This window comes from Paenibacillus sp. FSL R10-2796 (assembly GCF_037965315.1).
Taxonomy (GTDB): Bacteria; Bacillota; Bacilli; order Paenibacillales; family Paenibacillaceae; genus Paenibacillus_AQ; species Paenibacillus_AQ odorifer.
In genome coordinates this window covers 3,514,299-3,540,022 of record NZ_CP150178.1, presented here as the reverse complement: position 1 = coordinate 3,540,022, position 25,724 = coordinate 3,514,299, and the positions used below count along the sequence as shown (strand labels likewise).

The 25,724-nt window shown below is 39.7% G+C and carries 22 protein-coding genes; 3 read left to right on the top strand and 19 right to left on the bottom strand.

The features are described 5' to 3' along the window. Positions 1-31: 31 nt before the first annotated feature. Together dhaK and NST58_RS16125 are read right to left on the bottom strand one after the other, a co-directional pair. A complete protein-coding gene (gene dhaK, locus NST58_RS16130) occupies positions 32-1,792 on the bottom strand; it encodes a dihydroxyacetone kinase subunit DhaK (RefSeq protein WP_339248718.1) in 1,761 nt (586 codons plus the stop codon). A gap of 1 nt (position 1,793) precedes the next feature. Further along, positions 1,794-2,930 carry a glycerol dehydrogenase gene (locus NST58_RS16125; protein WP_076280637.1) on the bottom strand — a complete coding sequence of 379 codons (1,137 nt, stop codon included), beginning with the start codon at positions 2,928-2,930 and terminating at the stop codon, positions 1,794-1,796. 203 nt (positions 2,931-3,133) lie between these two features. Here NST58_RS16125 and NST58_RS16120 point away from each other — a divergent pair, with 203 nt between their 5' ends. Further along, positions 3,134-4,192 (top strand): PocR ligand-binding domain-containing protein, encoded by a 1,059-nt coding sequence (locus NST58_RS16120; protein WP_076217596.1) that lies wholly within the window; start codon positions 3,134-3,136, stop codon positions 4,190-4,192. Positions 4,193-4,216: 24 nt separating this feature from the next. Here the strand turns inward: NST58_RS16120 and NST58_RS16115 are convergent, their stop codons facing one another. The 3 genes from NST58_RS16115 to NST58_RS16105 all read right to left on the bottom strand — a co-directional run bounded on the left by NST58_RS16115 (position 4,217) and on the right by NST58_RS16105 (position 7,894). Continuing rightward, positions 4,217-5,143 carry a VanZ family protein gene (locus NST58_RS16115; protein WP_339248717.1) on the bottom strand — a complete coding sequence of 309 codons (927 nt, stop codon included), beginning with the start codon at positions 5,141-5,143 and terminating at the stop codon, positions 4,217-4,219. 158 nt (positions 5,144-5,301) lie between these two features. Continuing rightward, complete coding sequence (locus NST58_RS16110; protein WP_339248716.1) at positions 5,302-7,260, bottom strand: RICIN domain-containing protein; 1,959 nt, start codon at positions 7,258-7,260, stop codon at positions 5,302-5,304. Between the two features lie 208 nt (positions 7,261-7,468). Further along, positions 7,469-7,894: a MerR family transcriptional regulator gene (locus NST58_RS16105; RefSeq protein ID WP_076184593.1), complete on the bottom strand. Its 426-nt coding sequence runs from the start codon at positions 7,892-7,894 to the stop codon at positions 7,469-7,471. Positions 7,895-8,063: 169 nt separating this feature from the next. On the opposite strand from NST58_RS16105, the gene NST58_RS16100 reads away from it, so the two are divergent. Beyond that, positions 8,064-8,384: a carboxymuconolactone decarboxylase family protein gene (locus NST58_RS16100; protein WP_076125630.1), complete on the top strand. Its 321-nt coding sequence runs from the start codon at positions 8,064-8,066 to the stop codon at positions 8,382-8,384. Positions 8,385-8,404: 20 nt separating this feature from the next. Then, on the top strand, positions 8,405-8,800 hold the full coding sequence (locus tag NST58_RS16095; protein WP_076125632.1) for a cupin domain-containing protein: 396 nt from the start codon (positions 8,405-8,407) through the stop codon (positions 8,798-8,800). Positions 8,801-8,868: 68 nt separating this feature from the next. On the opposite strand, the gene NST58_RS16090 is transcribed toward NST58_RS16095, so the two are convergent. The 14 genes from NST58_RS16090 to NST58_RS16025 all read right to left on the bottom strand — a co-directional run bounded on the left by NST58_RS16090 (position 8,869) and on the right by NST58_RS16025 (position 25,719). After that, positions 8,869-12,033 (bottom strand): ATP-binding cassette domain-containing protein, encoded by a 3,165-nt coding sequence (locus tag NST58_RS16090; RefSeq protein WP_076280640.1) that lies wholly within the window; start codon positions 12,031-12,033, stop codon positions 8,869-8,871. A gap of 103 nt (positions 12,034-12,136) precedes the next feature. Further along, on the bottom strand, positions 12,137-12,553 hold the full coding sequence (locus tag NST58_RS16085) for an SRPBCC domain-containing protein (protein WP_339248715.1): 417 nt from the start codon (positions 12,551-12,553) through the stop codon (positions 12,137-12,139). A gap of 2 nt (positions 12,554-12,555) precedes the next feature. Beyond that, positions 12,556-12,876, bottom strand: coding sequence for a metalloregulator ArsR/SmtB family transcription factor (locus NST58_RS16080; protein ID WP_038571021.1), 321 nt, complete (start codon positions 12,874-12,876; stop codon positions 12,556-12,558). A 216-nt stretch (positions 12,877-13,092) separates the two neighbouring features. Then, positions 13,093-14,565 (bottom strand): 6-phospho-beta-glucosidase, encoded by a 1,473-nt coding sequence (ascB, locus tag NST58_RS16075; RefSeq protein WP_339248714.1) that lies wholly within the window; start codon positions 14,563-14,565, stop codon positions 13,093-13,095. 42 nt (positions 14,566-14,607) lie between these two features. Next, on the bottom strand, positions 14,608-15,906 hold the full coding sequence (celB, locus tag NST58_RS16070) for a PTS cellobiose transporter subunit IIC (RefSeq protein ID WP_038571015.1): 1,299 nt from the start codon (positions 15,904-15,906) through the stop codon (positions 14,608-14,610). A gap of 59 nt (positions 15,907-15,965) precedes the next feature. Continuing rightward, positions 15,966-16,289 carry a PTS lactose/cellobiose transporter subunit IIA gene (locus tag NST58_RS16065; protein ID WP_051490993.1) on the bottom strand — a complete coding sequence of 108 codons (324 nt, stop codon included), beginning with the start codon at positions 16,287-16,289 and terminating at the stop codon, positions 15,966-15,968. Between the two features lie 23 nt (positions 16,290-16,312). Continuing rightward, complete coding sequence (locus NST58_RS16060; protein WP_036677859.1) at positions 16,313-16,630, bottom strand: PTS sugar transporter subunit IIB; 318 nt, start codon at positions 16,628-16,630, stop codon at positions 16,313-16,315. Between the two features lie 143 nt (positions 16,631-16,773). Then, a complete protein-coding gene (locus NST58_RS16055) occupies positions 16,774-18,696 on the bottom strand; it encodes a BglG family transcription antiterminator (RefSeq protein WP_339248713.1) in 1,923 nt (640 codons plus the stop codon). A gap of 221 nt (positions 18,697-18,917) precedes the next feature. Then, positions 18,918-19,808, bottom strand: a complete 891-nt coding sequence (locus tag NST58_RS16050) for a hypothetical protein (protein WP_339248712.1) — start codon at positions 19,806-19,808, stop codon at positions 18,918-18,920. Positions 19,809-20,021: 213 nt separating this feature from the next. Further along, the gene (locus tag NST58_RS16045; RefSeq protein WP_076099247.1) at positions 20,022-20,942 is read right to left on the bottom strand and encodes a metal ABC transporter substrate-binding protein; all 921 of its coding nucleotides are present in this window, start codon (positions 20,940-20,942) and stop codon (positions 20,022-20,024) included. Beyond that, the gene (locus NST58_RS16040; RefSeq protein ID WP_036677866.1) at positions 20,939-21,781 is read right to left on the bottom strand and encodes a metal ABC transporter permease; all 843 of its coding nucleotides are present in this window, start codon (positions 21,779-21,781) and stop codon (positions 20,939-20,941) included. Before NST58_RS16040 ends, NST58_RS16045 begins: the two co-directional genes overlap by 4 nt. Beyond that, a complete protein-coding gene (locus NST58_RS16035) occupies positions 21,774-22,517 on the bottom strand; it encodes a metal ABC transporter ATP-binding protein (RefSeq protein WP_305953683.1) in 744 nt (247 codons plus the stop codon). The genes NST58_RS16040 and NST58_RS16035 overlap by 8 nt, the downstream gene beginning before the upstream one ends. Before the next feature lie 239 nt (positions 22,518-22,756). Beyond that, positions 22,757-24,559 (bottom strand): alpha-L-fucosidase, encoded by a 1,803-nt coding sequence (locus tag NST58_RS16030; protein WP_339248711.1) that lies wholly within the window; start codon positions 24,557-24,559, stop codon positions 22,757-22,759. Continuing rightward, positions 24,553-25,719, bottom strand: coding sequence for a glycoside hydrolase family 88 protein (locus NST58_RS16025; RefSeq protein ID WP_076303762.1), 1,167 nt, complete (start codon positions 25,717-25,719; stop codon positions 24,553-24,555). Before NST58_RS16025 ends, NST58_RS16030 begins: the two co-directional genes overlap by 7 nt. Between the last annotated feature and the right edge of the window lie 5 nt (positions 25,720-25,724).

The following is a 25,724-nucleotide window of genomic DNA, read 5'->3' as shown; positions in this document are numbered from 1 at the left end:
AAATTTTAGGTGATACGCCAGTTAACCTTGTTTATTTCATTGCTTTTGCCAGCTCTGTGAAAATAACCCCAAGCGCATGAGCACCCGCATCTGGATAACCGATGCTGCGTTCCCCCACTGTGCCGGCTCTTCCCATACGGGCAACGATTTCTATAGTATTTTTAGAACCTTGGACAGCTGCTTCCGCTGCTTTATTTGCCGCCACTTTGATATCGTCGCCTTGTTCTGCACTTTGGGTCCAGGCATCTGCGAACGGTACAAGCGCATCAATCAATGTCTTGTCTCCGACGACAGCCCCTCTGCCAAAAGATCTTTCACCCGTATCTTGAATCCCTTTGACAACAGCCTGCATCATATCAGCAAACTCCTGAATGGTCAGCTCTTCCTTCTGCTGAACATTTTTACTCGCTGCGCGGAAGCCTGATCCCCAGATCGGTCCGGATGCTCCACCGCAATATTCCATAATGACCATGGAGCAGGCGTCAAGGAACTCACCGATATTAGTGAAATGATGAGTTAAAATATCTTCCCACTCGACTTTCAGCTGTTTAAAGCCCTTAGCTACACTCATCCCAAAATCGCCGTCTCCAGCGTGGGAGTCAAGCTCACAGAACGGAACTTCATTCTCGATAATAACCTGGCTCATTTGATCGAGCAGATAGACGATATTTTGTAAAGTAAACCGATTGTTCTTAATCACCGCTGCAGCAGCATCCGTATTATTCTTAAAGGATACATTGCTGTCTGCTTTCTCTTCTTGGATTACTTCAGTATAGTTCACAGGCTCAAAACGGCCTTTAATCGACAAGGCTGGTGTATCACAAGGCGCAGATAACCATTTCTTCAGTGTCTCATCCAGCTTCATTATCGTCACCGATGCACCTGCCATGTCAATGCTGGTCATGTAGTTACCAACAAACACTTTAAACACTTGCTTATTCTTAGCGGTTAATTCGCGGATGACAGAATTGTTCAGCAAATATAACTCTTGCAGCGGGGTGCCTCCAAAACCATTAATTAATACGGCTACTTCCTCCTGCTTCTGATCATTCATTTGGAAGTTGTCTAGCAAAGAGGTAACCATTCGCTGTGCTAATTCATCTGCGGGTACAATTTTCTCCCTGCGTATTCCAGGTTCTCCATGGATGCCAACCCCGTATTCCATCTCGTTCTCTTCAATATGAAATGTCGGAGTACCTTTGGCAGGCACGGTACAAGAGGTATAGGCGAAGCCTATGCTGCGCACATGATCAATTGCATGTTGCGCCGCTTCTTTCACCTCCGCTAAGGATAATCCAGCTTCTGCTGCTGCTCCGGCTACCTTATGAACAAGCACTGTTCCGGCTACGCCTCTTCTCCCTACTGTATAAAGGCTGTCTTCAACGGCAATGTCGTCGTCTACTTTGACATAATCCACTTCGATGCCGTCTTCAGTTGCTAGATGGGCCGCATTTTTAAAGTTCATGATGTCACCGCTATAATTCTTGATAATAAGCAGCGAACCTTTGGTGCTGGCAGTGCGGCGAATCGCTTGATAAACCTGAATTTGGGATGGAGAAGCAAACACATCACCGCATACAGCTGCATCCAGCATCCCGGTTCCTACAAACCCGGCATGAGCCGGCTCATGCCCGCTTCCGCCACCACTGATCAGGGTAACTTTATCCTGATTGATCTCTTTCTTAGAAATCACTTTGAATTTAGGATCGAAATCCAGCTCGGGATGCGCCAAGACAAGCCCGTTACACATTTCCCTAACCAGAGTCTCCGGCTTGTTTATTATTTTTTTCATCTTAAAGCTCCTTACTTGATTTATATTGACGGCCTAATTGATCGGCTGCCATAATTGCTGATGCAACCGCATCCTCCGTAATTGGGAACGGCATCGAATGGATAGATTCCTCAGCAATGCAAGCTTTTTTAGCAACCTCAAGCAGTTCCTCATAGGTTACATGCTCAACACCAATATCCGCTAAGCATACTGGGAGGCCAATCGAAAGACAGAAGTCCAACACTTCTTTTAATTCAGTCCGGTCTGCATTTTCAAGAACCAATTGAGCAATCGTGCTGAAGGCAACCTTTTCACCATGATAATAATGATGAGTTCCTTCCAAAGCAGTTAACCCATTATGAATCGCATGAATCGCTGCCAAACCACCACTTTCAAACCCAAGACCCGATAAAAGAATATTCGTCTCAATTATATTCTCCAAAGCTGGGGTTACGATATTCAGATCGCAAGCTTGCTTCGCCTTGAATCCATTCTCAAGCAATGTCTCATAGCAGAGCTTCGCAAGTCCCAACGCTGTTACTGTTCCTTTAGCTTCACCGCAAACCCCTTCACGAACTCCGCAAGGTAAACCTGCATTCACATTGGAGTAAGAATTTGCAGTAGCTCTTGCTTCAAAATAGGTTGAAAGTGCATCTCCCATACCTGCCACAAGAAATCTTGTAGGTGCATTGGCAATAACTGTTGTATCAATCATGACTACACTCGGGCTTTGCTTGAAATAAGCATAATCATCGAATTCACCTTCCGGAGTATAGAGCACCGCTGAGTGGCTTGTCGGAGCATCAGTTGCTGCTATCGTTGGAACGATAATCAGCGCTTCTCCTTCAGCTACACATTTTGCCGTATCAATCGCCTTACCTCCACCCAAGCCAATCGTACATGAACATTGATGTTCTTTGGCTAGCGCTTGTAATCTGGCGACTTCTTGTCTTGAGCATTCCCCGTGGAAGCCGCTTTCAACAAGAGTTATATTAAATTTCTGTTTAGTTGACTCCAGTTTGTCTTTCACACGTGTTACATCATCTGGATGGGCAATTAACAAAGCAGAATCACCAAATGTTTTTACGAAGTAACCTAAGTTCAATAATTCATTCTCACCTTGTACATATTTCGTCGGACTGATAAATGCTCTTCTCATTTTTCGTTCCTCCTCAGTTGTTTATAGTTATCATTATAGATTGCTCTAATTTAAGAAACATGAAACAATAAAAGCTTATTAAAGCGTTTTCTTATCGTATTTTTTTGTCATAATCGTGAAAAATCGAACTTTCATGTCATTGTGTTGAATTATTCTGTATAATGTTCATTAAGATTCTATAACTTACATAGGAGAATTTTGTGATGTCAAAATCCCGGTTCAATCTAGAAGAAATTATTGACTTGAAGAAATGGGAAAAGCTCCAGGATTCCTTATCTCTTGTAACCAAAATGGCTATTCTTACTGTTGATTACAAGGGTGTTCCCGTGACCAAGCACAGCTATTGCCAGCCATTCTGTCAAGGTGTGCGCCAGGACTCCCATCTCTCTCAATATTGTCAAAAATGTGATGCCCGCGCTGGGATTGAAGCGGTTCGCCAGAACAAACCGTTTATTTATTTATGTCATTTCAATATTATAGATATCGCGATTCCGATCATTATAGATAATCAATATCTAGGTGCAATTATGGCCGGACAGCTCAAGCTTCGTGAACCTGACGTGCCACAACTGGAGCAAATTGTCTCTCGCCCGCCGAATGTGGAGACGAACATGAAATTTAAAGCACTCAAAGAGGATTACCAGGCACTGCCTGTTTTATCCTACGATGAAGTAACAAAGTGTGTTGAGCTGCTGCTGCAGTTAAGTACCTATATCGTGGAGGAAGCCATTCAAAAGCATACTACTGTGGATTTGTACAAAAAGGTTCTGACCACCAATATAGAAGAACCCGCTTCTGCTGAAGCAATGGACGAGTCAGACCGTACGTACCGAAAAATCCAATCCATACAGCAGGAGTTATCCGGGGCCTTGATCGAGACCAAATTAAAGAATGGTGTACAAAAGTTCGTCTCAGTAAATTCTGTGCTTCAGCCTGCTTTTAATTACATTTATGCTCACAAAAATGAGAATTTCAGCCTCAAAGAGATGGCTAAGCTTTGTCATATCAGCCCCAGTTATTTCAGCCGTATTTTCACTAAAGAAACTGGAGAGAATTTCTCCATCTTCATTGCCAGACTCAAGATTGAATGGGCTAAGCAACTGCTGGAATCCACGGATTCCCCGATCAATCAAGTCAGTGATGATTTGGGCTTTTGCGACACGGGCTATTTCATTAAAACCTTCAAAAAATACGAGAACCTCACCCCGGCTGTATATCGGAATATGTATATGAGGCGATCAGCAAAAGAAACCCTCCGTTAATAAAATTAACGAAGGGTTAGTTCCTCATTCCCACCAATGCTTCATTTCACTAAATCCTACATCCCATAACTTCACATTCCCTTTAAGGATAAAGGTTATTTCTTTTACGGTAACTAGTGCCGTATTGTTGAGTTCAGCTTGGGAACTATATTGTTCACTGGATTGAAGGATCATGTTACCATCAGCTATAATCATTAGTTCACTGCTAGAATTTTCATTTTGCGGGAATCCAAAGCTGAAATATAACCATACCTCTTTTTTATCACCCAAAGTATAGGTGTATTTTTTAATATCTTCACCTTCACTGCTGTACAAATTCATTTTTGGTATTATATTTTTACCTGCGATAGTGAAACGGGGAAGATTATGCGTGGTAGGCATGCTTCCCGTAAGCTTTTCCAACGTTTGTAATCCCTGCACGGGTCTTTCACTTTTCTTCAGAGTTAAATCAATGATCTCAGAGATTCCCATGATTCCAACCAATAGCACAACAACAGATAATGCCGAAGTAAAAAGTGATCTCCTGGTGATTTCCGGGGAAAATCCAATCTTATATGCACAAAATCCGATCATTGCCCCTAACGTATTGGAGATGACATCGGCTACATCAAAGGAACCCAAAAAAGTTAAAGCTTGAAGACTTTCCAGCACAAAAATTGTTAAGATAAACAAACAAATAAACTTCTTAAAATGTGTACGATACAGCAAAGGAAATAATACGCCAAAAGGAATAAAAGCAGCGATGTTCCCAAAGTCATAAAACCAAGAAAAGGATAGATCAAAGAGATCAGGAAAAAGAAGCGGAACACTTTCTGGAATCAACATAAACGTATATTCATACTGGCTTGTTGCATGCTCTACTCTATTGAAAGCAAAAAACAAAAAATATAAGATCAACAGTGTATACAAAATAGTTCCTATAATAAGAATCTTTCGTAATTTCACTCCCATAATAACTTCACAATTCCCTCCATATGTCGATGGAAATAGTATATCTCTCCAAAGTGACATTCCCGTGACACTGAAGGTGACGATTTAGTCATTCAAAGCTTATATCGACAAAAAGTCATCACCCTTAATTTAAGGTCGATGACTTTTTGTTACATAAATTATCTATTCGTGACTAGTTTCCAGTGCTGGCCAGCAGAACCTGTATTATTTGTTTGAATAATATTTGCCCCCTCTGTCGTCGAACCCTGATCTACTGCCAGAGCTTTTCCACTGTTACGATTAATAATATTGTAAAAATCACCTGAGGACTCCAAAGTCCACTGCTGGTCATTCGATCCGTTATCATTCCATTGTACACTTTGAGCACCGTTAGCTAATGAACCTCCTAAAATGCCCAGGTTTTTACGACTATTAGTATTGACCAGCTTCGTATAACCATCAGCTGTGCTGACTACAAACCAATTTTGGTCATGGGATGAAATTCCGCTGGTCCACTGAACCGCCTTCCCTCCATCCGCCATCGAACCTTGATAGATACCCAACACTTTACCACTGTTCTCATTAACTAATCGATAACTGTCCACCATAATATGTCCTTCATCTGGAACCAACTCCCACAGCTGATCAGTGCTGCCTGCATCAGTCTGCTGTATAACTTGGGTACCCTCTTCAGTAGAACCCTGCGCTATACCTAACGTCTGACCACTGTTACGGTTAACAATCTTGTAGTAGTTACCAGAGGCTTGTAAAGTCCACTGCTGGTCATCGGAATGGTTTTCAGTCCATAAAACGGCTTTAGCTCCTTCTGTTGTTGATCCTTCTAATATTCCGGCGACCTTTCCACTTTTTGCATTCACAATGGATTTGTAACCATTAGGAGCATAACCACTTTCCGCTGTGGAAATGAGCCAATATTGATCCAAAGAATTAGTCCCGCTGCTCCATTGGACGAGCGGATTGCCATTCGCAGTTCCACCTTCCAATACACCTAAAGCCTTCCCACTCTTCACATTAATTAATTTGTAGTAACCTACGGACATATCACCATATTTCACCGTGTTTTTCCCACTAAAAAATCCGGCTTGAGGGATAAATAAGCGGCCATTGCTAAGCGGCAGTAGTTGGCGGTTATACCCTGCATCTACGGGCGGATTATATGGAACCCAGCTTCCGGATGCATCCACTCTAGAAGAGTTGATCAGCACTTCTTTTTTCCCTGCAACGTTTAATACGAGTCTCCCATCTCCCAAAACAGAAATATAGGGACTTCCTCCGTACCCTACAAGAGATCCTACTTCAGTTGGATTCCAGCTCTCAGGATCTGCTGAAATTTTCAAATAATTGGGCACGCCCGGGTATCCGACCATCTCATAGGTCATTGCGTAATTACCATTGCCCAGCTTAGCGATTGTAGGCATTCCTGGACGTAATTTACTGTCTGCAAATGCCACATCAACTACCACAGGTCCCCAGTTCGTACCCTCCAACGTAGTCTGATGAACTAACTTCTGGGCATGGGCAGGATCACGTTCATCTGAATAATAAACAATGAGTTTGTTGTTGTGAACCAAAAAGAAAGGCTCCCAAATGGGATCATAACCAATATCGTTTCGTCCACCTTCAGCAATGGTGCTTACATATGTCCATGTTCTACCTAAATCATTGCTTTTATATAATTCCAACTTGGTAGCTGCTTTGTTGCTTGGCACAGAATTTCCTGCAAGAAGCATAGTACCTGCAGGCATGTTACCTATAGATTGGGGGAGTTCAAACAATTCAGGGCAATTTAACATTCCCCAACCGTTTTGAGTATCCTCCACTTCTCCAACCTGATTCCAAGTGACACCATTGTCAACGCTTTCATAAATAGGGAAAACAGGGGTGGTATTAGAGGTTTGTTCAAATGTAGCATACATTTTATTATTGTTGATGCCACTATATTTAAGCTGGATTGCCCTAGGTGATAAAGCCCCATAGGATGGTGAATCTGCTGGTGGTACATATAAGACATTAGGACCGAAAGCGTTTACAATATTGCCGTCAAAGCTAATCCCTGTGCCAACCACTGTCACTAAAACCAACAAAAAAGACAAAACCTTCCTCAGTTCTCTTCTCAAAAGTAATTTCTCCTTTACTCTGGTTTTTTTTAACGAATACAGCTTCAATATAATTAATAAACGGATAAATGAGAATGTAATATCTCGACCGGATCATGCAATATGATTACACAAATAGACTCTCATCTTCGATTTCAAGTTTTGAAATTAGAAGAGGCAGATGAACAACCTTTGATAATCAAAAGTTGTTCATCTGCCTCTTAACTTGTTAGGAATCTACTTTTTCTTCTTGATGTGGTATCTTTTCATTGTGATAAAGGACGAATTCGTATTTATTCCCCGTTAGTTGATCATTATAAAATACAATTTTACGGTTCAGTATATCTAAGTTTTGTTGCAATGCCTTAATTTCTTGTTCCACTTGTTGCTTACGCTGTTCAAGTAAATTTTTCCGTTCAGGAATTGTCTCGTCCCCCATAGCCCGCCACTCGGTATATTGCTTCAATTCTGCCATCGTCATTCCTGAATCTTTTAAATGAAGCAAAAATTGAACCCAACCTATATCCTGATCTGTATATTCGCGTAAATTATTGTCACTTCGATGTGGAGTAAGTAAGCCTTCCATTTCATAATATCTGAGCGTGCTCTTGTTAACACCGACGATTTCTGCAAATTCTCCAATGGAATAAGGCATGATCCCCACCTCCATTTCTAATTTTGTTTCTATTCAAAGGATATACTTAAATTAATAAAAAACCAAATGTCGGAGTATCAATCCATTTTTATGGCTTGCCTTAAAGTGTACTTTAAGGTCTATACTTCATTTTGAAGCAGTTAATCATCGATGAAAGGGATGTTCTTAGATGGCTGAAAAACAAACAGCAGGACGAGATTTGTTAGGAGAATTCGCTCCGAAATTTGCTGAACTGAACGATGATATCTTATTCGGTGAAGTGTGGTCAAGAGAGAAAGAATTATCTGCACGTGACCGCAGCATGATTACAGTTTCAGCATTAATATCAGGAGGAAACTTTGAACAATTAACTCCACATCTGCATAAAGCAAAGGCAAACGGAGTCACAAAAGATGAAGTAGCGGAAATCATCACGCACCTTTCGTTTTATATAGGGTGGCCTAAAGCTTGGTCGGCATTTAATATTGCCAAAGAAATTTATAAAAATTAAACGAAAGAGGTTTTTTTATTATGGCTAATGAGCAACTAAGCAACAGTACTATCTTTCCACTCGGACAAAAGGTTGAAGCTAATTTTATAGGTGATGCATACTTGCAGATGATTTATACTGATGCGACACCTTTGAATGCGCCTATTGGGAACGTAACCTTTGCCCCGGGAGCTCGCAATAACTGGCACTTCCATAAAATCGGACAAGTATTATTAGTTACCGGTGGTGAGGGTTGGTATCAAGAAAAAGGCAAACCAGCTCAATTCCTCCAAAGCGGGGATGTTGTGAATATTCCAGCGAACGTAAAACATTGGCATGGTGCTACAAAAGACAGTTGGTTTGTCCACTTAGCCATTTCACCCGGAGAAACAGAATGGTTAGAACCTGTTGATGGTGAGCTTTATAATCAATTATAAAAAAACGCATCGAGTCTATAGACTCGATGCGTTTCTTTTATATATCGTCTTTTTAAGAAAACTAAACTTTATTGCTCAAGAAATTGGTAAACTGCCATCATCTCTTGTTTATTCAACTCACGAATACGATTGAAAATTGGAATATCAGCAACAGCTTCAATATTTAAGCTTTCAGAAATAACGTCACTTACTTTACCCGTTAGCCAAGTTTGAACATCTATACCTTCAACGACTTCCTTACGTCCTTCATCATTGATTCCACTCGCATAACAACTCACACAGGGAATAGTTAATTTATATACACCATCATGAAGTCCATCTTCCGAGATAACTTTTTTTCCTTTACAGAATGGACAGGGATGGCTTGCTTTAACCTTATTAATTAAGGTGACGATTTTTTTGTAACCAAACGCTTCATAGACATAAGTCAGCTTTTTATATTTTCCATTAGTGAAATACTTATCTATGATATTTTCTCTTGTTTCGTGGATATTGGCAAAATCACAGATCGTAATCCGGTTTTTCATGCTGATGGTTTCGATACTGCCGCTAATGCTGTCCCAGAATGGCAGGGCATTTTGTAACACCATTTCATATTGCGCAAAACTTCCTAACTCTAGTTCAAGCATTTTTAGAGCGACTTGTGTTTCCCTAGGTAATAGAGAGACCTCTTCTGTCAAAACCATATCGCCGCCCACGATGGCTTTCATTTTTTCTAGTACCTGTAATTCGCCAACAGTACTAATAACTTGATCAAGGGGCATCCCAATAATCTCACGAATATCAGTGTCGCCGTATTTAAGCTTTTTATGATGATTTAATACCGTTCCTTGACAAATTGGACAGGTAATCATTTTTTTGGATGCTTTAATATGCTCTTTAATAATCGATTTCGAGATAACCATATAGTTCCCGATAATGGTATTAAAGCCATCCCAAGTTCTCGAGGCTTTAGCTGCTTTATCATAGAAGGACTTTTCCCAATACCCGTATAAAAAGGTGTGTTTTTCAGCTTCTGTCATCTCATTATAACTTTTGCTAATATCCTGTCCGAGCTCATTCTTTAACTCATCAAAGATGAATTTTATTTTTGGTAATTGATAGAATTTCAGAATCTCCATCGCATCTGGATGTAATGAACCGTCCCAAAAGGGTACGTTCTTGTCCTGAAGAACAATATCAAAGTCAAATTCTTCAATCACACGGCGGCCCTTACAGCTTGGACAATGATTGTCTGATTGATAGAAATCAAAGCTTTTTGTATCTTTATTAGTGGGATGCGCTGCCACAATATGGTTGATCAAGCCACCCATTTCATAAAGGAAAGTAAACTGACTATACAAGTGTCGTTCCAGATCAATGGCGATGACAGGCGCAATCGTATCCGATTCATATTCACCATAAATCAGGCGGGCCATGGAGGATAAGCTTTTTAAGATGCCACCTTTATAGATGTTCTCTGCATTTTTAAAATAGGGGATCTGACTTTCTTTTAAATAGTCAATTCCATTTTGTAGCTGGAGTGTTGAAGAAATGTGCGCAGGTGCCAAACTATCAGCAGGATTTTGTTGACGATAATAATCATCATGACTGAGAACATCAAGATGCTCCACAGGTGCAAGCTGTCTTTTGCCAAAATCAACGATAAAATCAGAGTTCTCTAACATATAAGAATTATGTTCAATCATGATTATGGAGACAGATTCATCCTGCAGAATGTCCCTAATGCTGTCAATGAATTGATTTAAAATATTTTGTGATAAACCTTTGGAAGGCTCGTCAAAAATAAAAAGTGTATGTGGATTTCTTGAGCCCGCAAACAGCTCAGAAACTAAATGGACACATTGAAATTCACCCGTGGATAAGGACTGTGTTTTTCGCTCCAACGTCAAATAACCAAGTCCAAGCTTGATCAATAAGCTTAGTCTTTTATGAGCAATGTCCTCATTTGGCAGTTCAACAATAATATCTTCAATCGAGCGCTCAAAAATATCATCAATATCCTCACTGTACTTTGTGAGTTTCCTTTTAATATCAAGAAAAGTGGCAACGGTCGAGCGACTGGTAATCGACTGATTTCGATCTTGCCCTACGATCACCAGCTTATCTTTGGAATAACGCTTTAGAAAATCTTTGACCATACATTCATTAACCAGTGTAGATTTACCACATCCGGACTCACCTGTAAAAGTTACCAGTCTATTTTGAGGAATCTGAATTTGGGCCATTTGAATATTACGACAATAAAGATCATGAAATTGATAATATTCTGCAGGTGCTGCCTGATTTAGTTCTCTATTGATGGGCTCAGGACGTGGTGATTCTTCAACAATTTTCCCGCCATATTTGCCACTGCCAGGTCCAAAGAACAAGTGTTTATCCGCTGTGTCCAGCACGGTGTCAGAATGGTCAATAAGCCAAATTTGATTTTTATATCCCAACTGTTTAATCTCCGCTAAAATCTTCAATAGGGTTTGGTGATCGAGACCCACGGAGATTTCATCAATGATAATCACGGTATTTTCACTTGTTGCCATGAATTCTGCCAAGTAAAGTCGTGTTAATTCTCCGCCTGATAATGTACCCATAATACGATTTAATGTTAAATAACCAATATTCATATTGATTATATTTTTCAGAATTTGTTGTTTACCTTCACTTATTTTTAGAATATCTGCCTGTGATAAAATGGTCTCTATACTTAAGTCGTTTAGATCAGAAATACTCTTTGCTTGATCCAATAATTCAATTTTATATTGTTCAGCTGCTTGATTATAGCGTTTCCCCTGACACTTTTTACACTCGACATTTTTTGTAGTTCCACGACCCTTACAATCAGGACACCAACCCAATTCATTATTAAATGAAAAAACCTCTGGAGAGAGATTATATTGTTCAGCAAGAGTGACACGGATTTCAGTAAACACACCTGTATGTGTGCCAATGGTTGACCGAGGATTTGAAGATATGGATGATCTACCAAGAAAAAGAACAAGTGGCATTGCTTCCATTTTGATCGCACTGAAATTAGTCTCCATAATATTGGGGAATAAATACTGGTATTCAGCTTTTGGCAGTAAGGAAACGAGACGTTTTTTTGATTCTTCCCCAATCGTTTGACAAAAAGTTGTTTTACCAGATCCAGACAAACCAGCAATTCCTAACGACTCATCAACTGGCAGTACCGTTTCTAATCTGTTAATATTGTTCGCAATTAATTGATTTATTTTCATAGTAAGCTCATCTCATCTCCATTCTCTTCATCTAGTATTGCCATGATTTATTCCATTAAAAAGGGCACTTTCCTTGTTCCAGAAAAGCGCCCTATTCTTGAAATTATAATTCTGCTAATACCTTTTCGAGCTGACCACCCATATTTGTCCAAGCATATTTAGCACCTTCGATGGCTCCTTGGCGGGCTTTCGTCTCTTCACTAAATCCTGATTGATCTAAATGGAGATTAACCTTCCCCTCTGAATCTTGACTCAAAGTCCAAGTAACAGTTGTACTTTCTCCCGCACTATTCCAAGTATAAGATAACGTATGCGGCTCATCCACGACGAGTACTTCGCTATCTACAATTCCATCCCACCATTCATTTGGCTCAGCACGGAATTGAAATTTATGACCAACGACGGGTTTAAAATCATTACTCCAGATCCATTTCGCAAGCGTATCCGAATCCGTTAAAGCATTCCATACCTTCTCGATCGAACTTGTAAATTGAAAATCTAATAATACATCTGGTTTCATAGTTATTCCTCCAATATAAGTTTTAATTTATCAATTCTTTGTTTCCAGAATCCTTCATAAAAAGATACCCAATCTTGAATTTCTTTCAAAGGATTGGCATTCAACCGATACCTCGTCTCTCTGCCAACCTTTCGAGCAATTACGAGACCAGCATCTTTAAGTATATTTAAATGCTTCGAAACGGCTGTACGACCCATTTCAAAATGAATCGTTATCTCATACAGAGGTAATTCATCAACATCAGCCAGAATTTGAAGAAGTTTTCGTCTTGTTGGATCCGCAACAGCGTCATAAACATCTCTCACTTGACTATTGTCGCTCACAACCACCCCCACCTTTTCCGTAATATTTCCTGTAATGTCACCTGGTATCCATCATTATTAATTAATAGGACACCATTTGGTGTCTGATTGATTATAAGACACCAAATGGTCACATGTCAACAATTCAGTAAAAAAAGCATTACCAAAAGCGAGTCCAGCATAGGACTGCTTTTGATAATGCCTCCAGATAAATCATTTCGTTGTACGCTTTAATAATTAATCTAATTGTTCTCCATTAGTAGCGATAACATTTTTGTACCAATAAAATGATTTTTTCTTTATACGACGTTTTGTACCTCTGCCCATATCATCTTGGTCCACATAAATGTAACCATAACGTTTGGACATTTGATTTGTTCCTGCACTCACCATATCTATGCAACCCCAGCTTGTGTAGCCCATTACATCTACACCATCTGCAATGGCTTCTTTTATTTGCTTAATATGTTCTTTTAAATAATCAATTCGGTAATCATCCTCTATAACATCGCCTTCTTGTAATACGTCTAAGGCACCTAGGCCATTCTCTGCAACAAGTACCGGCTTTTGATAGAGGTCATACAATTGGTTTATTGCAGTTCGTAAACCCTTAGGATCAATCTGCCAACCCCAATCACTCGATGGTAAATAAGGATTTTTCACTCCGCCTGTAAGCAAATTCCCTTCTGCGCCTTCTATCTTTTCTGGATGTGCACTGACTGCACCAGACATATAGTAGCTAAAGGATACATAATCCATTGGATAGTCTTTCATGATTTGTTCATCCTCGGGCTCTGTTTTCAGAACTATATTTTTTTCTGCAAACATTCGAGCGGTATAAGCCGGATAGTAACCTCTCGCTTGAACATCAGTAAAGAATAAAGAGGTACGTTGTTTATCAACTGTGGCTTGAACGTCGTCAGGATCACAGCTATAAGGAACAAGAAGTTGATAACTAACCATACATCCAACCATTGCTTGAGGATTACTTTCTTTACACGCTTTGGTTGCAAGTGCACTTGCGACAAATTGATGATGCGCTCCTTGAAACATTGCTTGTTCAATATTCGGGTGATTTTCTTCGATAACCCCTAAACTTACATATTGGTGGTGTACTACACAGTTAATTTCATTAAAAGTCATCCAATATTTCACTTTATGCTTGTATCTTTCAGCTACAGTGGTTGCATAGCGAACAAAGAAATCTATAACTTTCCGGTTCACCCAACCTCCATACTTAGTTGTTAGATGAAGTGGCATTTCATAATGGGATAAAGTAACAATAGGCTCAATTCCATATTTGTTCAATTCATCAAACACACGATCATAAAATGCAAGACCTTCTTCATTAGGGATTAATTCATCCCCATTTGGAAAAATACGAGTCCAAGCAATGGACATACGGAAGGCTTTAAAACCCATTTCGGCCAATAAAGCAATATCTTCTTTATAGTGGTGATAAAAATCCACCCCATGTCTTTTGGGATAATACTTTTCACTTGCGGGATCTTGTGCTTCTTCTATTTGTTTATGAGTCATGAGGTGCCACTGGTCAGACCAGTTTTTTTTAGGGGTGTTTTCGTCAAAAATATATACATCTGCTAGAGAAAGCCCTTTACCGCCAACATTACTTGCTCCTTCTAGTTGATTGGCAGCTGCTGCTCCTCCCCATAAAAAGTTTTCTGGAAATGTCGTTTTCAATTCAAACATGTGTAAACCCTCCTTGTTGTTAAATAAAACATATGCTACGGATTAAACCTGTTGGATAAGGGCATCTTGTTCTTCTTTATATTTTTGATTATCCATTATTCTAAAGAACGGATAGTAAATAATAAACGCTACTGCAAACAGTACAATTTGTAAGATCATTCCCGAGATACTACCTGTCATCAAATATCCGCCGATAATTAATGGCATTGTTCCCGGAGGCAGTACACCTATTGGCAACGCTACTAATCCAAAATCCATGGAGAGATAGGTTATCAAAACAGTAACAATCGGTGTTATAAGAAATGGGATTAACATCATTGGGTTTAATACGATAGGCATCCCAAAGATTAACGGCTCATTAATATTAAATAGTCCTGGTCCAATCGTCAGTCGACCCATTTGTTTCAGCTGTTTGCTCTTCGCAAAGAATAACATAGCAATCGTTAGTCCTAGAGTTGCACCAGATCCACCGATAAAGATAAGATATCTGAACTCTGCTGTAACAATATTATGGACGGGTGAACCCGCTGCGTAGGCTGCAGCATTTTCTGAGGTCAATTGCAACCAGATAGGCAACATGACAGAACCTACAATGGTGGAACCATGTAATCCGATTGCCCATAATAAGTTGATTAACAAGAACACAACAATTGTTCCCGCTAAGCTTGTTCCAACAGTGGTTAATGGTTGTTGAAGAAGCTTGGCAACAATGGTATGCACGTTATCAAAACCAGTAAAGTTCTCAACAAGTAGGCGAACTCCCCAGACACTCACGATAACAAAGAAACCAGGAATAATCGCTGTAAAGGATTTAGCAACTGTTGGCGGCACACCATCCGGCATTTTAATAACTATATTTTTTTGTACGATTCTGCGATATATTTCTGTTGCGAAGATTGCGGTTAACAATCCTACAAATAAACCTTGACTCGAAAAATAATTCACGTTCATTGCTTTTGTAACAACATCATCTACTGTGAAAGAAGTTGATGGAGTGACCACAAAATATGAACATAATGCCACAGCCCCTGAAGAAAGCGGATCCACTTTATAGCTCTCTGCTAGTCTATATCCCACGGCAAATGTTGCAACTAATGCGACAAGGTTAAATGTACCATTGTACGGATATAGTAAAGCTGTTTTGATATTTGGATGGGCGACCAAGAAATCTAAATAGGCTGGAATTGGCAGGTTTGCTAAGATTAAAAAAATGGAACCGATAATAATAAACGGGATAGTTAAAACCATTGCATCGCGAAGCGCTTGTAAATGCCGCTGACCAGAGATTTTACCTGCAACTGGCATTACCTTATCTTCTAAAAATTTCGTTATTTTATCCATAGTTTCTTGCACGCTCCCGAAGAAGTATTTTCTTATTGCGATGCCACTTCTTTTTGATCCTATTTTGAAAGCTTATAAAGTTCAATGATTTCCGTAACAAGTAAAGAAATGGTCTCTACACTCATTAGTTGGTCTTCAGCATGCATAAGGATCAGTGAGAATTGAAGCTGTTCGCCATTTGCTTCTCTTTTGATTAATGATTTATGCATTTTATGACCTTCTCTAAAAAATTGCTTTGATTCTTCTAATTTTTCTTGTGCCTCTTTAAATTCTCCCTCTTTGGCTGCGTAAAGCGCCTCCATTACTAAGCTTTTAGCTGCGCCTACATTACTGATAATGTTAAAAGCCACAGTATAGTATTCCTCTTTCACTTCATCTACCATTTCTCTCTACTCCTCTCTTATCTCTATTTACTTTCAATTAATTGCAAGGCTTGTTCAAGTACTTTTTCACCGTTCATCATTCCGTAATTCAACATATCAATAGCTTCTATAGGAATGTTTTTATCTGCTAATCTTGTTTCTAATTGCTTTTTCATATATTTCACCTGAGGTCCTAACAATAAGACATCAACCTTTTTCTCTTGCAAAGTAATATCAATTTCAGATGCTGATTTAGCAAAAACATCGACATCCAACCCTTTTTCTTCAACAACCTTCTGCATTTTTGTTACTAAAAGGCTTGTACTCATTCCTGCTGAACACACTAACATAATTGTATTCATATTGACTTCCCCCTAAAATTATCATTTATTGAACACCTTTAGTGTAAACTTAAATCGCTTTCTTTTTAAGCTAACCTTTTTCCAAATCAACAGGAAACGGTTACATTGCAAATAGTAAGGCAGTACCTAATTTCTCACTCACTCTAGTTTAGTAATTGTATAATTTCTTCCACAGAGTCCTTAGCAAGGATCTGCACAACAATCTCTTTATCCTCTATCAATGATCCTAGCTTTTTATACATTTTATCTAGGTCGACATTGTTTCCTTCTTTAATGTTTAATAAACAAATTAATTGCACCATTTGCTTATCATTCCAACGAATAGGACGTTTTAACGTACAGATTGTCCAAAAGGTTTCCGAGGTAACAGGAAGTGAAGGATGTGGAACAGCGACAAGATTTCCAAAACTAGTGGGTGCATAGGACTCTCTTTCAACTACTAAGGATTCATAATGCTCTGGTACAAGTCCTTGTTTTGTTAGCTCATTGCTTAAAAAATGAATCACACTTTCCTTTGTGGTAAATTCTTTTTTCACGAATACTCTAGATGTGTCAAGGTAAGAATGAGTTTCTGCCACCTGTTCTGAAGACAGTAAGACTTCCTTGATTCTTTTGAGGTCTTTAGCTTCTAGAAAGGTATTTACAACATAGACGGGAATACCTATATCTTCATTGATCGGAACTGTACTGATAATAAAATCAATCGAGGATAGGTCCGTTTCTGCTAATTTGTAAAAACTAATTGTGTCTACAATCTGCAATAGATTCTCAAATGAATTGATCAATCGGTAATAAAGTAATTTGGCACTTCCAACACCAGACGCACATACAAGAATAACTCGTTTTATTTTTTTGTTTTTATTTTTCATTCTTTCTAAAGCAACCCCAATGTGCAAGGCAATGTAAGCAACCTCATGTTCTCCAACTTCTGAATCTAAATAGTAGTTAATACATTTACTCGCAATAAGTGCTCCTTCGAATGCGGCTGGAAAACTCGTCTTAATATCATTTAACAGAGGATTTCTAAAATTCATGTTGTATCTTAATCTATTCATCGCAGGCCTAATGTGAAGGGTCAGGGCTTGAATAAATTCATGGTCATGGCCAAAATCCCAATTCAACTCAGTTTGTAAACTTTTCAAAATACAGCTGACAATGGAGTCCACTTCATCGAACTTACTGTACTCCGTTAGATTTTCTTTCGGCAGCAATTTTGTTCCAACCAAATGGATGATAATATAATTAATCTCTGAATCGGAAAAGAGCAGATCTGTGAAATCTTCAATGTCTTTAACAATTTCATGGGCAACAATTTTTTCAAAAGGATACTCTTCCATAAGATTTACCGACGGTTGTTCGATTAAAAATCCCTCTTCGATACGTTTACAAGCTATTATTAAGTGAATAGCGAGGTTTTCCAAGGAAATATCTGAAATCTCAATTTTGTATTTATTTACTTTGCCGATGATTATTTCTTTGATTTTCGTGTATACCTCTTTGTCAAACAAAGTAAAGTTATCGAAAGTTGGATCGGAGTTTTCTTCTCTTTTGTATAAAAAATTAGACAAACATATTCGTTTCTTAAATTCATCGCCCTCTATAAACAGGCCATAATGAGGCCGATTAACTAAATTCAGGTTGTATTTTTCCAGTATCTTACGCACTTCTTTTAGATCGTTTTGGATTGTCGATTTAGATACAAACATCTCATCTTCAATAGTGGCCAACTTGATATACTTATTTTCTAATAAAAACCGACTCAACAAATAAAGAACCCTATTATCTTGTTCAGAAAAGTCTACTGTAGAAGGATTGATTTTTTCATTAGTTAACTCATTTAATTTTTGGGAAAATATATCTTTATCGAAGACTCTTACAACGAAGCCCTTCCCACGAATTAACTCTATTTTTAGTCCTACTATGGCGGATATATTTTGTAACTCTTTCAAATCATTACGGATCGTTCGATCGCTAACATTCAGTTCTTTAGCAATCCATGCAGCTGTGACAGGTTGATTAGAATTAATTAAGTATAAAAGTATTTCTTTTTGCCGTTTTGAAAACAATTGTATCCCTCTTTCTTATCCAGAGTATGAATATGAGCTAATATTAACTGAAGCATACATTTACATACATTTGCTCATTTTTTTATATCGGTTACAATATCACTTCCTAAGAAAATTTGATAGTGTTCTTACAGTAACATAAGAAACAGGCGTCCTCATTTAAGAAGACACCTGTTTAAATTTCAGCTTCGTTTGACGAGTCATGGCAAGAAATTTGCGGGTTAACTCAACTTCTGCTGCAGTATAATTGCTAGCTCTTCTGCTGAATCCCACACAATAGGACGAATATCCTTAAGCTGTACAAAAAGTTTATCCGCCTCAATACTGTTTACGGTCCATAATACGGGTATGTTTAAACCAAGTGCATATCCCGCTGAAAAATACACCTCTGGGGATTGCCCCGTTAAATCTGCGATAATCAGTTTGCTTTCTGCGATTTGATCCAACTCGTATTTTTCGCCGTTTTGAGTTTTCGTATGTGTTAATAAGCGCGGCAGGAAACCACACTGTTCTATTTTGGGCAATAACTTCTCCAGCCATGTTGTAGACAAATTTTCTTCATCCGACACGAGCACGAGACAAGGTTTTAGTTTTTTACCTCCAGCGCTTTCCGCAGCTTCATTCCAGCCGGTTTCAGTAAGCTTAAAGGTCATGCCTTCCCTGATCAGAAGCTGATCACTTATCAACTTGTCTATGATGTATACCAGCTCTTGCAGATTGGGAGAATACGTCAAGTTATAGCTGCTAGAGAGGGGTTGAATGACAACCGCTTCCCCCGGGCCTTCAGAATGTCTATATAAATATTGCAGTAGATGGTTTCCTTTATCTTCAATGCTCACAGGTATTTTTGGTGAATTTACAATGGACTCTAAATCATCAGCAGATATAGTGATCTTTTCATCACAATCAGTCAGCTCACGTATGTAAGCAGATACTACATGAAGCATGTCGCGTTTCTTTTGATGCGGGAGCGAATTAATGGGTTCGTAGCTGTCTCTACGTAGACTATAAAACCCGCCTGGTGAACAAGAACAGCCTATATATCTATCGTTATCGCCTTCTGGTTCAATGGAAACAATCTCATCACAGAACAAACAGTGTTTCTTAATCATGACAACTCTTCACCTCTTATTAAGTGTTAGCCTCTACCTTACCAAGATTTTTTTGAAAAGTAGACAAGAAGATATTTCCTGTAGCAGGTTATCCCAAGGCGTAAACGTATTATTTCGAGGCTCGAATGTAGATTTTATTCAATAAAAAACCGACATAAGAATCAGCTAAAAAACTGAATCTTAGGTCGGTTAATATAGGCTTGGAGCCGGCATTTAGGATTGTGATAAACCTTCTATAACTTTATCAATATTCCATTTGATCATCTTAATGTATGTGTCGCCCTCTTCGCCTTTCTTAGCTAAAGAATCGGTGAAAATCTTAGAGTGTATCGGTACTCCCGTTTCATTTGCGATAGTTTCCATTGTTTTTGGATTTACGCTAGTTTCCAGAAATAATGCAGGCACTTGATTTTCATCAATGATCTTAATTATGTTTTTCATTTGTTCAGGCGTTCCTTGACTATCCGTATTGATCTCCCAGATAAAAGCTGATTCAAATCCGTAAGCTTTGGAAAAATATTTGAATGCTCCTTCGCTGGTAACAAGGATACGTTTCTCTTGTGGAATTTTTTCGACTGCTTCTTTTGCATATTGATCCAATTCATTCAGTTTCTTAACATATTCCGATTGATTATTAAGATAAAATTCTTTGTTGTCGGGATCCTTTTCGATTACACGTTTTGTGATGATATCTACATATTTTATTGAATTCTGAATATCCAGCCAGGCATGAGGATCTACCTGTGTTTCTTTTCCTTTTTCTGTTAGGTACATCGGAGATACTTCATCTGAGACTGCAAAAGCAACATCCTTTTTATTAGTCACATCTAGAAGATCTTGAAACCACCCCTTACCTGTTTCTAGGTTCAAACCGTTATAAAACACTAAATCTGCGCTAGAAACCTTACTTGTATCCTTGGGTAATGGATCGTACATATGCGGATCTGTTCCGATGGGTACCATACTGTAAACTTCAGCTTTCTCCCCTACAATGTTTTCGGTCATATCAGCGATAATGGAGTATGTTGCAACAATCTGCAGCTTATCATGGTCTGCATCTCCTTCACTAACCTTTGAGCATGCGGTAAGAAGTACGATAAACATTGTCAAAGAGAGTATTTTTATGGTCTTCATCCTTGTTTCAACCCTTTCCTGAAAAAATTATTTTTGGGTGAGATTATAAATGAAATTCCGAACATGCTTACGCCGACCAGAACAATCGTGGCACTTGTAGGTAAATTGAATTTAAAGCTTACAATTACACCTATAATCCCTGATACAGCGCCAATTGTAGAAGCCAGGATAATCATGTGGAACAGCTTATTCGTCCAGAGATAGGATGTAGCAGCCGGAATAACCAGCATTGCAATCACAAGCACAATTCCTACTTGAGATAACGAAGATACGGTAACCACAGATAGGAGCATCATCAATAAATAATGATAGAACCCTGTTTTTAACCCATAGGCTTTGGAAACAACCGGATCAAACGAACTCATTAAAAGCTCTTTATACAGCAATGAAATGATGGCAATAACAACAATCATAATAATAAAGGATTGCATTAACTCCGACTGTGGGACGGCCAGAATATTACCAAACAGAATGTGAGTTAGATCAAGCCCGCTTTTGGCAAAAGTAATTAGGACGATACCTAGCGCAAAAAATGAGCTGAGAATAATGCCGATAGAGGTGTCACTTTTAATATTGCTGCGACTTGTAATAAATTGAATGAGAACCGCTGCTAATAGTCCAAATAGTGAAGCTCCAAGAAGAATGTTGATGCCTAAGATATAAGATAATGCCACCCCGGGTAACACCGCATGTGATAACGCATCTCCCATTAATGACATCTTTCTAAGTACAATAAAGCTTCCTAAAACCCCTGATACAATTCCAAGAATGATAGCAGATAATCCCGCGTTAAGTGCATATATCGGAATGTTTAATACTCCTGAGAAATAATCAATCATGATCTGTCACCCCCATCCCTTTGATCACCAGATTACCTAAGGAGGCACCATAGGCGCTGAGGATATTCTCTGGCGTAAAGGTGTCTTTAACGTCACCAAAAGCAATTAATTTCTTATTGAGAATGATGACTTTGTCAAAATATTCTTCGACCTCATGCAAATCGTGATGAACGATGAGTATGGTTTTTCCTTCTTCGCGAAGTTGTTTTAGCAGCTTTACAATGATTTTCTCACTGACTAAATCTATGCCTACAAAAGGTTCATCTAAAAAAAATACATTTGCTTGTTGTGCAAGCGCCCTGGCGATAAAAACTCTTTGGAGTTGTCCCCCGGACAGATTGCTGATTTGTTTATTCGCAAGATCACTTATATCCACCATCGCCATACATTCCTCGACTCTTTGCCGCTCTGTTTTTCCGGGACGCTGGAAGATTCGCAAATTTGGGTAAGTTCCAGTCAGCACTGTATCCCTTACCGTGATTGGAAAAGAAAGATCAATGTCATTCTTTTGCGGCACATATGCGATCTTCCGTTTGTACTCAGAAATATCTTTTCCCTCCACCATAACTGATCCTGTTCTCTTCTTTATCACCTCTAACAATGACTTGATGAATGTAGATTTTCCCGCACCATTTGGTCCGATAATTCCGATTGTATACCCAAAGGGGATATCAATATTTACATTTTCTAGTGCAGAATTACCGAAATAATCTACGTTTAGGTTTCTGATTTCAATCATAAAAAAACTCCTTATCTCTGTTAAGTTCATATGTAGCACTGTTCTGTTCATCCTGTTAATTTATTTCCCGATAGAAACAATGATTCCTTTGATCCAATTTGTTTCCCTAGGTAAACTTTTATTCTTATATACAATATATTTACCCGAGGGCAATATGTCAACAACATTCCTTAAATCAACAAAAAAAAAGAACCCAAGTGATTTGAGTTCTTTTGCATTATTTCAATATAAAAATCTCATAGTTGCAGTAGTTTTAAACATCTAGGCTGCATCAAATAACCCCCTGTAATACGCTCTGCCTGCAATTGAATCGTATATTCTCCTGCCGTGGGGAAATACAGCTCACCTACTTGAAAGCTTTGAAAATTACTAACCCCATCAGTAGAATGAACTTTAGCTTGTAAAATTTGATCCGCTGCCTTGATGAGGTAGACTCCGCCACCACCATTCTCTCCTTCTTCGCTGCGATATTCGATACTAACCTGAAATCTTACCGGACCTAATGTCCGGACATGCCAAATTGCGGTATCCTCTCTATCCTTCCAGTCCAACAGATTATCATGGTCTTTTTTTCCTGTATCGTAACGGAGGGTTGGACCAACGATCTCACTTTCAAATACCCCTAATTCTTGTAAGGTATCTTCTCCAAATTCCAATAATCGGATTGGATTACCTTCTACAGGTTCTGCACAGACAATTGCGATGACCAGCGGCATGTTGTTAGAATTTTCGGCAAAGTTCGGTAAGCTGGGGAGTTCGACTTCCAGATCCTGCTCAGATAGCTTTGTGAAAATCAGCTCCTCCCCTCCATCTAAAGCAAATACCTTTTGAACAGCGGTCTTCAGACCGGGGACGATTAGCTTATTTCTCTTCTTAAGATCGAAAACATGCAGATATAATGTGTTTCCTTTCAGAGTGCATCTGCCCCATGACGGTTTGGCTGTGGGCGATTCTCCAGCACCGTAAATGCTATCCCCATTGGTATTTAACCAATCTCCTACATCAAGCAAAATGGATTCGGATACCGGATCCCATTCCCCTGTTGCTGTTGGGCCGATATTGATTACCAGATTTCCATTTTTACTTACAACATCGATGATCTGGCGGATGATAGTTACAGGGGATTTCCAATGGTGATCGGATCTCTTATACCCCCATGAGTCGTTTAACGTAATAATATTCTCCCAGTACTTACCAAGGTTACGAGTCGTAAGTTGATTATCAGATGTATTTGAATAATCTCCAAGTGGTGCTTTCCATACTCTGCTATTGACCAAACATTCTGGCTGAATTGCATGAACCGCCGCCAAAAACGCTTCTCCTTGCTCACGGGTCAGTTTGCCTCCGCAATCAAACCACATTAAACCAACTTTGCCGTAGTCCGTCAGCAGCTCACGGACTTGAGGGATTGATTTGCTGTGCAAATATCGTTCAAAGCGGGTGCGTTTATCGGTATCATTTATCCACGTTTGAACGTCATCGTAAGCGCCGATATTCAGTGGATAATCCCAGGTATTCCCTTGAGAGTCTGGATCATGCCAATCCATCGCATGAGAGTAGTAAATTCCGAGTACCATTTTTTCCGCACGACATGCCTCCATTAGTTCCCGAAGGGGATCACGGCCCAATGAGGTGTGCTTGACGATCGAATATTCGGATACACTTGAGTCATACATCGCGAAGCCGTCGTGATGTTTAGCTGTAAAGATGATATATTTTAGGCCAGCACGCTTGGCAGTCCGTACCCACTTCATTGCATCAAAAGCTGATGGATTGAACGCTGCGGCCATTTCCTCATATTCAGCCACTGGGATCTTCGCGCGTAGCATAATATGCTCACTGTAAGAAGCTTGTATTTCTTTTCCCTTCCATTCACCCGCAGGCAGGGCATAAGGGGCCCAGTGAATAAACAAGCCGAGCCTGGCTTCCTGCCACCATTCCATACGCCGAGCCTGCTCGTTATCTATCGGAGTTTCGACCGACTGTATACTATACGGATCATCGAGAAGGTTTTCTGTTGTTTTTCCGTTCCTTACCATAACTGAAGAACGGCTCCGCGGAGTTTAGATACAGCCTCGACGAAGAAATAATCGCCATAGATCAGTGGCGTATCAATGTGCACACCCCCTGGAAGATTGGATGTTCCAGAAAGAATCAAGCCCTCCTCTTCCGGAATGTCCCAAGTCCCATAATTCTCATAAAGTGAGCGAACGATTTGTTCTGCGGCTCGCAGGTAAAAAGAGGCTTCCGCCTGTGGTACGATCTTTGCCAGCTCAATCAAGCCACATGCCGCACATGCACCAGCAGAGGTATCACGCGGCTTTTCGCCTGCATCAGGTGCCCTGAAATCCCAGTGAGGTACATGATCCTCCGGAAGATTAGCTAAGAAGAAGTGCGCAGCTCTTTTAGCTCCCGTTAGAAACTTATTCTCTCCGGTATAGTGAAAAGACAAAGTAAGACCGTAAATCATCCATGCGCTGCCCCGTGCCCAAGCGGATTCTTCCGCATAACCTTGGCCGGCCATAGCGCCGATTTTTTCGCCTGATTCCGGGTTGAACTCCAGAATATGATAACTTGATCCATCCGGACGTAAAAAATGCTCAACTACCGTTTCCGCATGCGCAGCGGCGATATGCCGGAAACGCGGATCCTCTGTAACTTCCGATGCCCAGTATAGTAAGGGCAGATTCATTACAGTATCAATGATGGACCATCCCGCCCGGTTTATCGTCTCCGTGTCATGCCAGGCTCTGATAAATGACCCTTTCAGGTTAAAGCGGCTGGCCAGTTGAGCAGCAGCCATCAACCCGCGCTGCTTGGAGCGTTCATTACCAGTCACTCGGTAATTGGCCAAAGCTGAGAGTGTCCATATAAAACCAGCATCATGATGTACGGTAAGGGCATAAAGAGGTTCATCCAATTTCTCTTCAATTTGCTCGGCGATTTCTTGCAGCGCCGGATGATTACCTTCTGCGGCAATCTGCCACATAATACCCGGCCAGAACCCTGCTGTCCACCACGATGGACGCATGTTATCGTATACTCCGCTCACGGAGGCATGCGGAAAACTAACACCAATTCGCTTACTAGTCTTTTCCACTTTATTTACAATTTGTTGCCATGCGCCATCCGCCCATTCCAGAGTAGACTCCGAAATTAGCAGTCCGCGAGTTTGTTGAGTTGGTATTACTTCACCCATTTTAG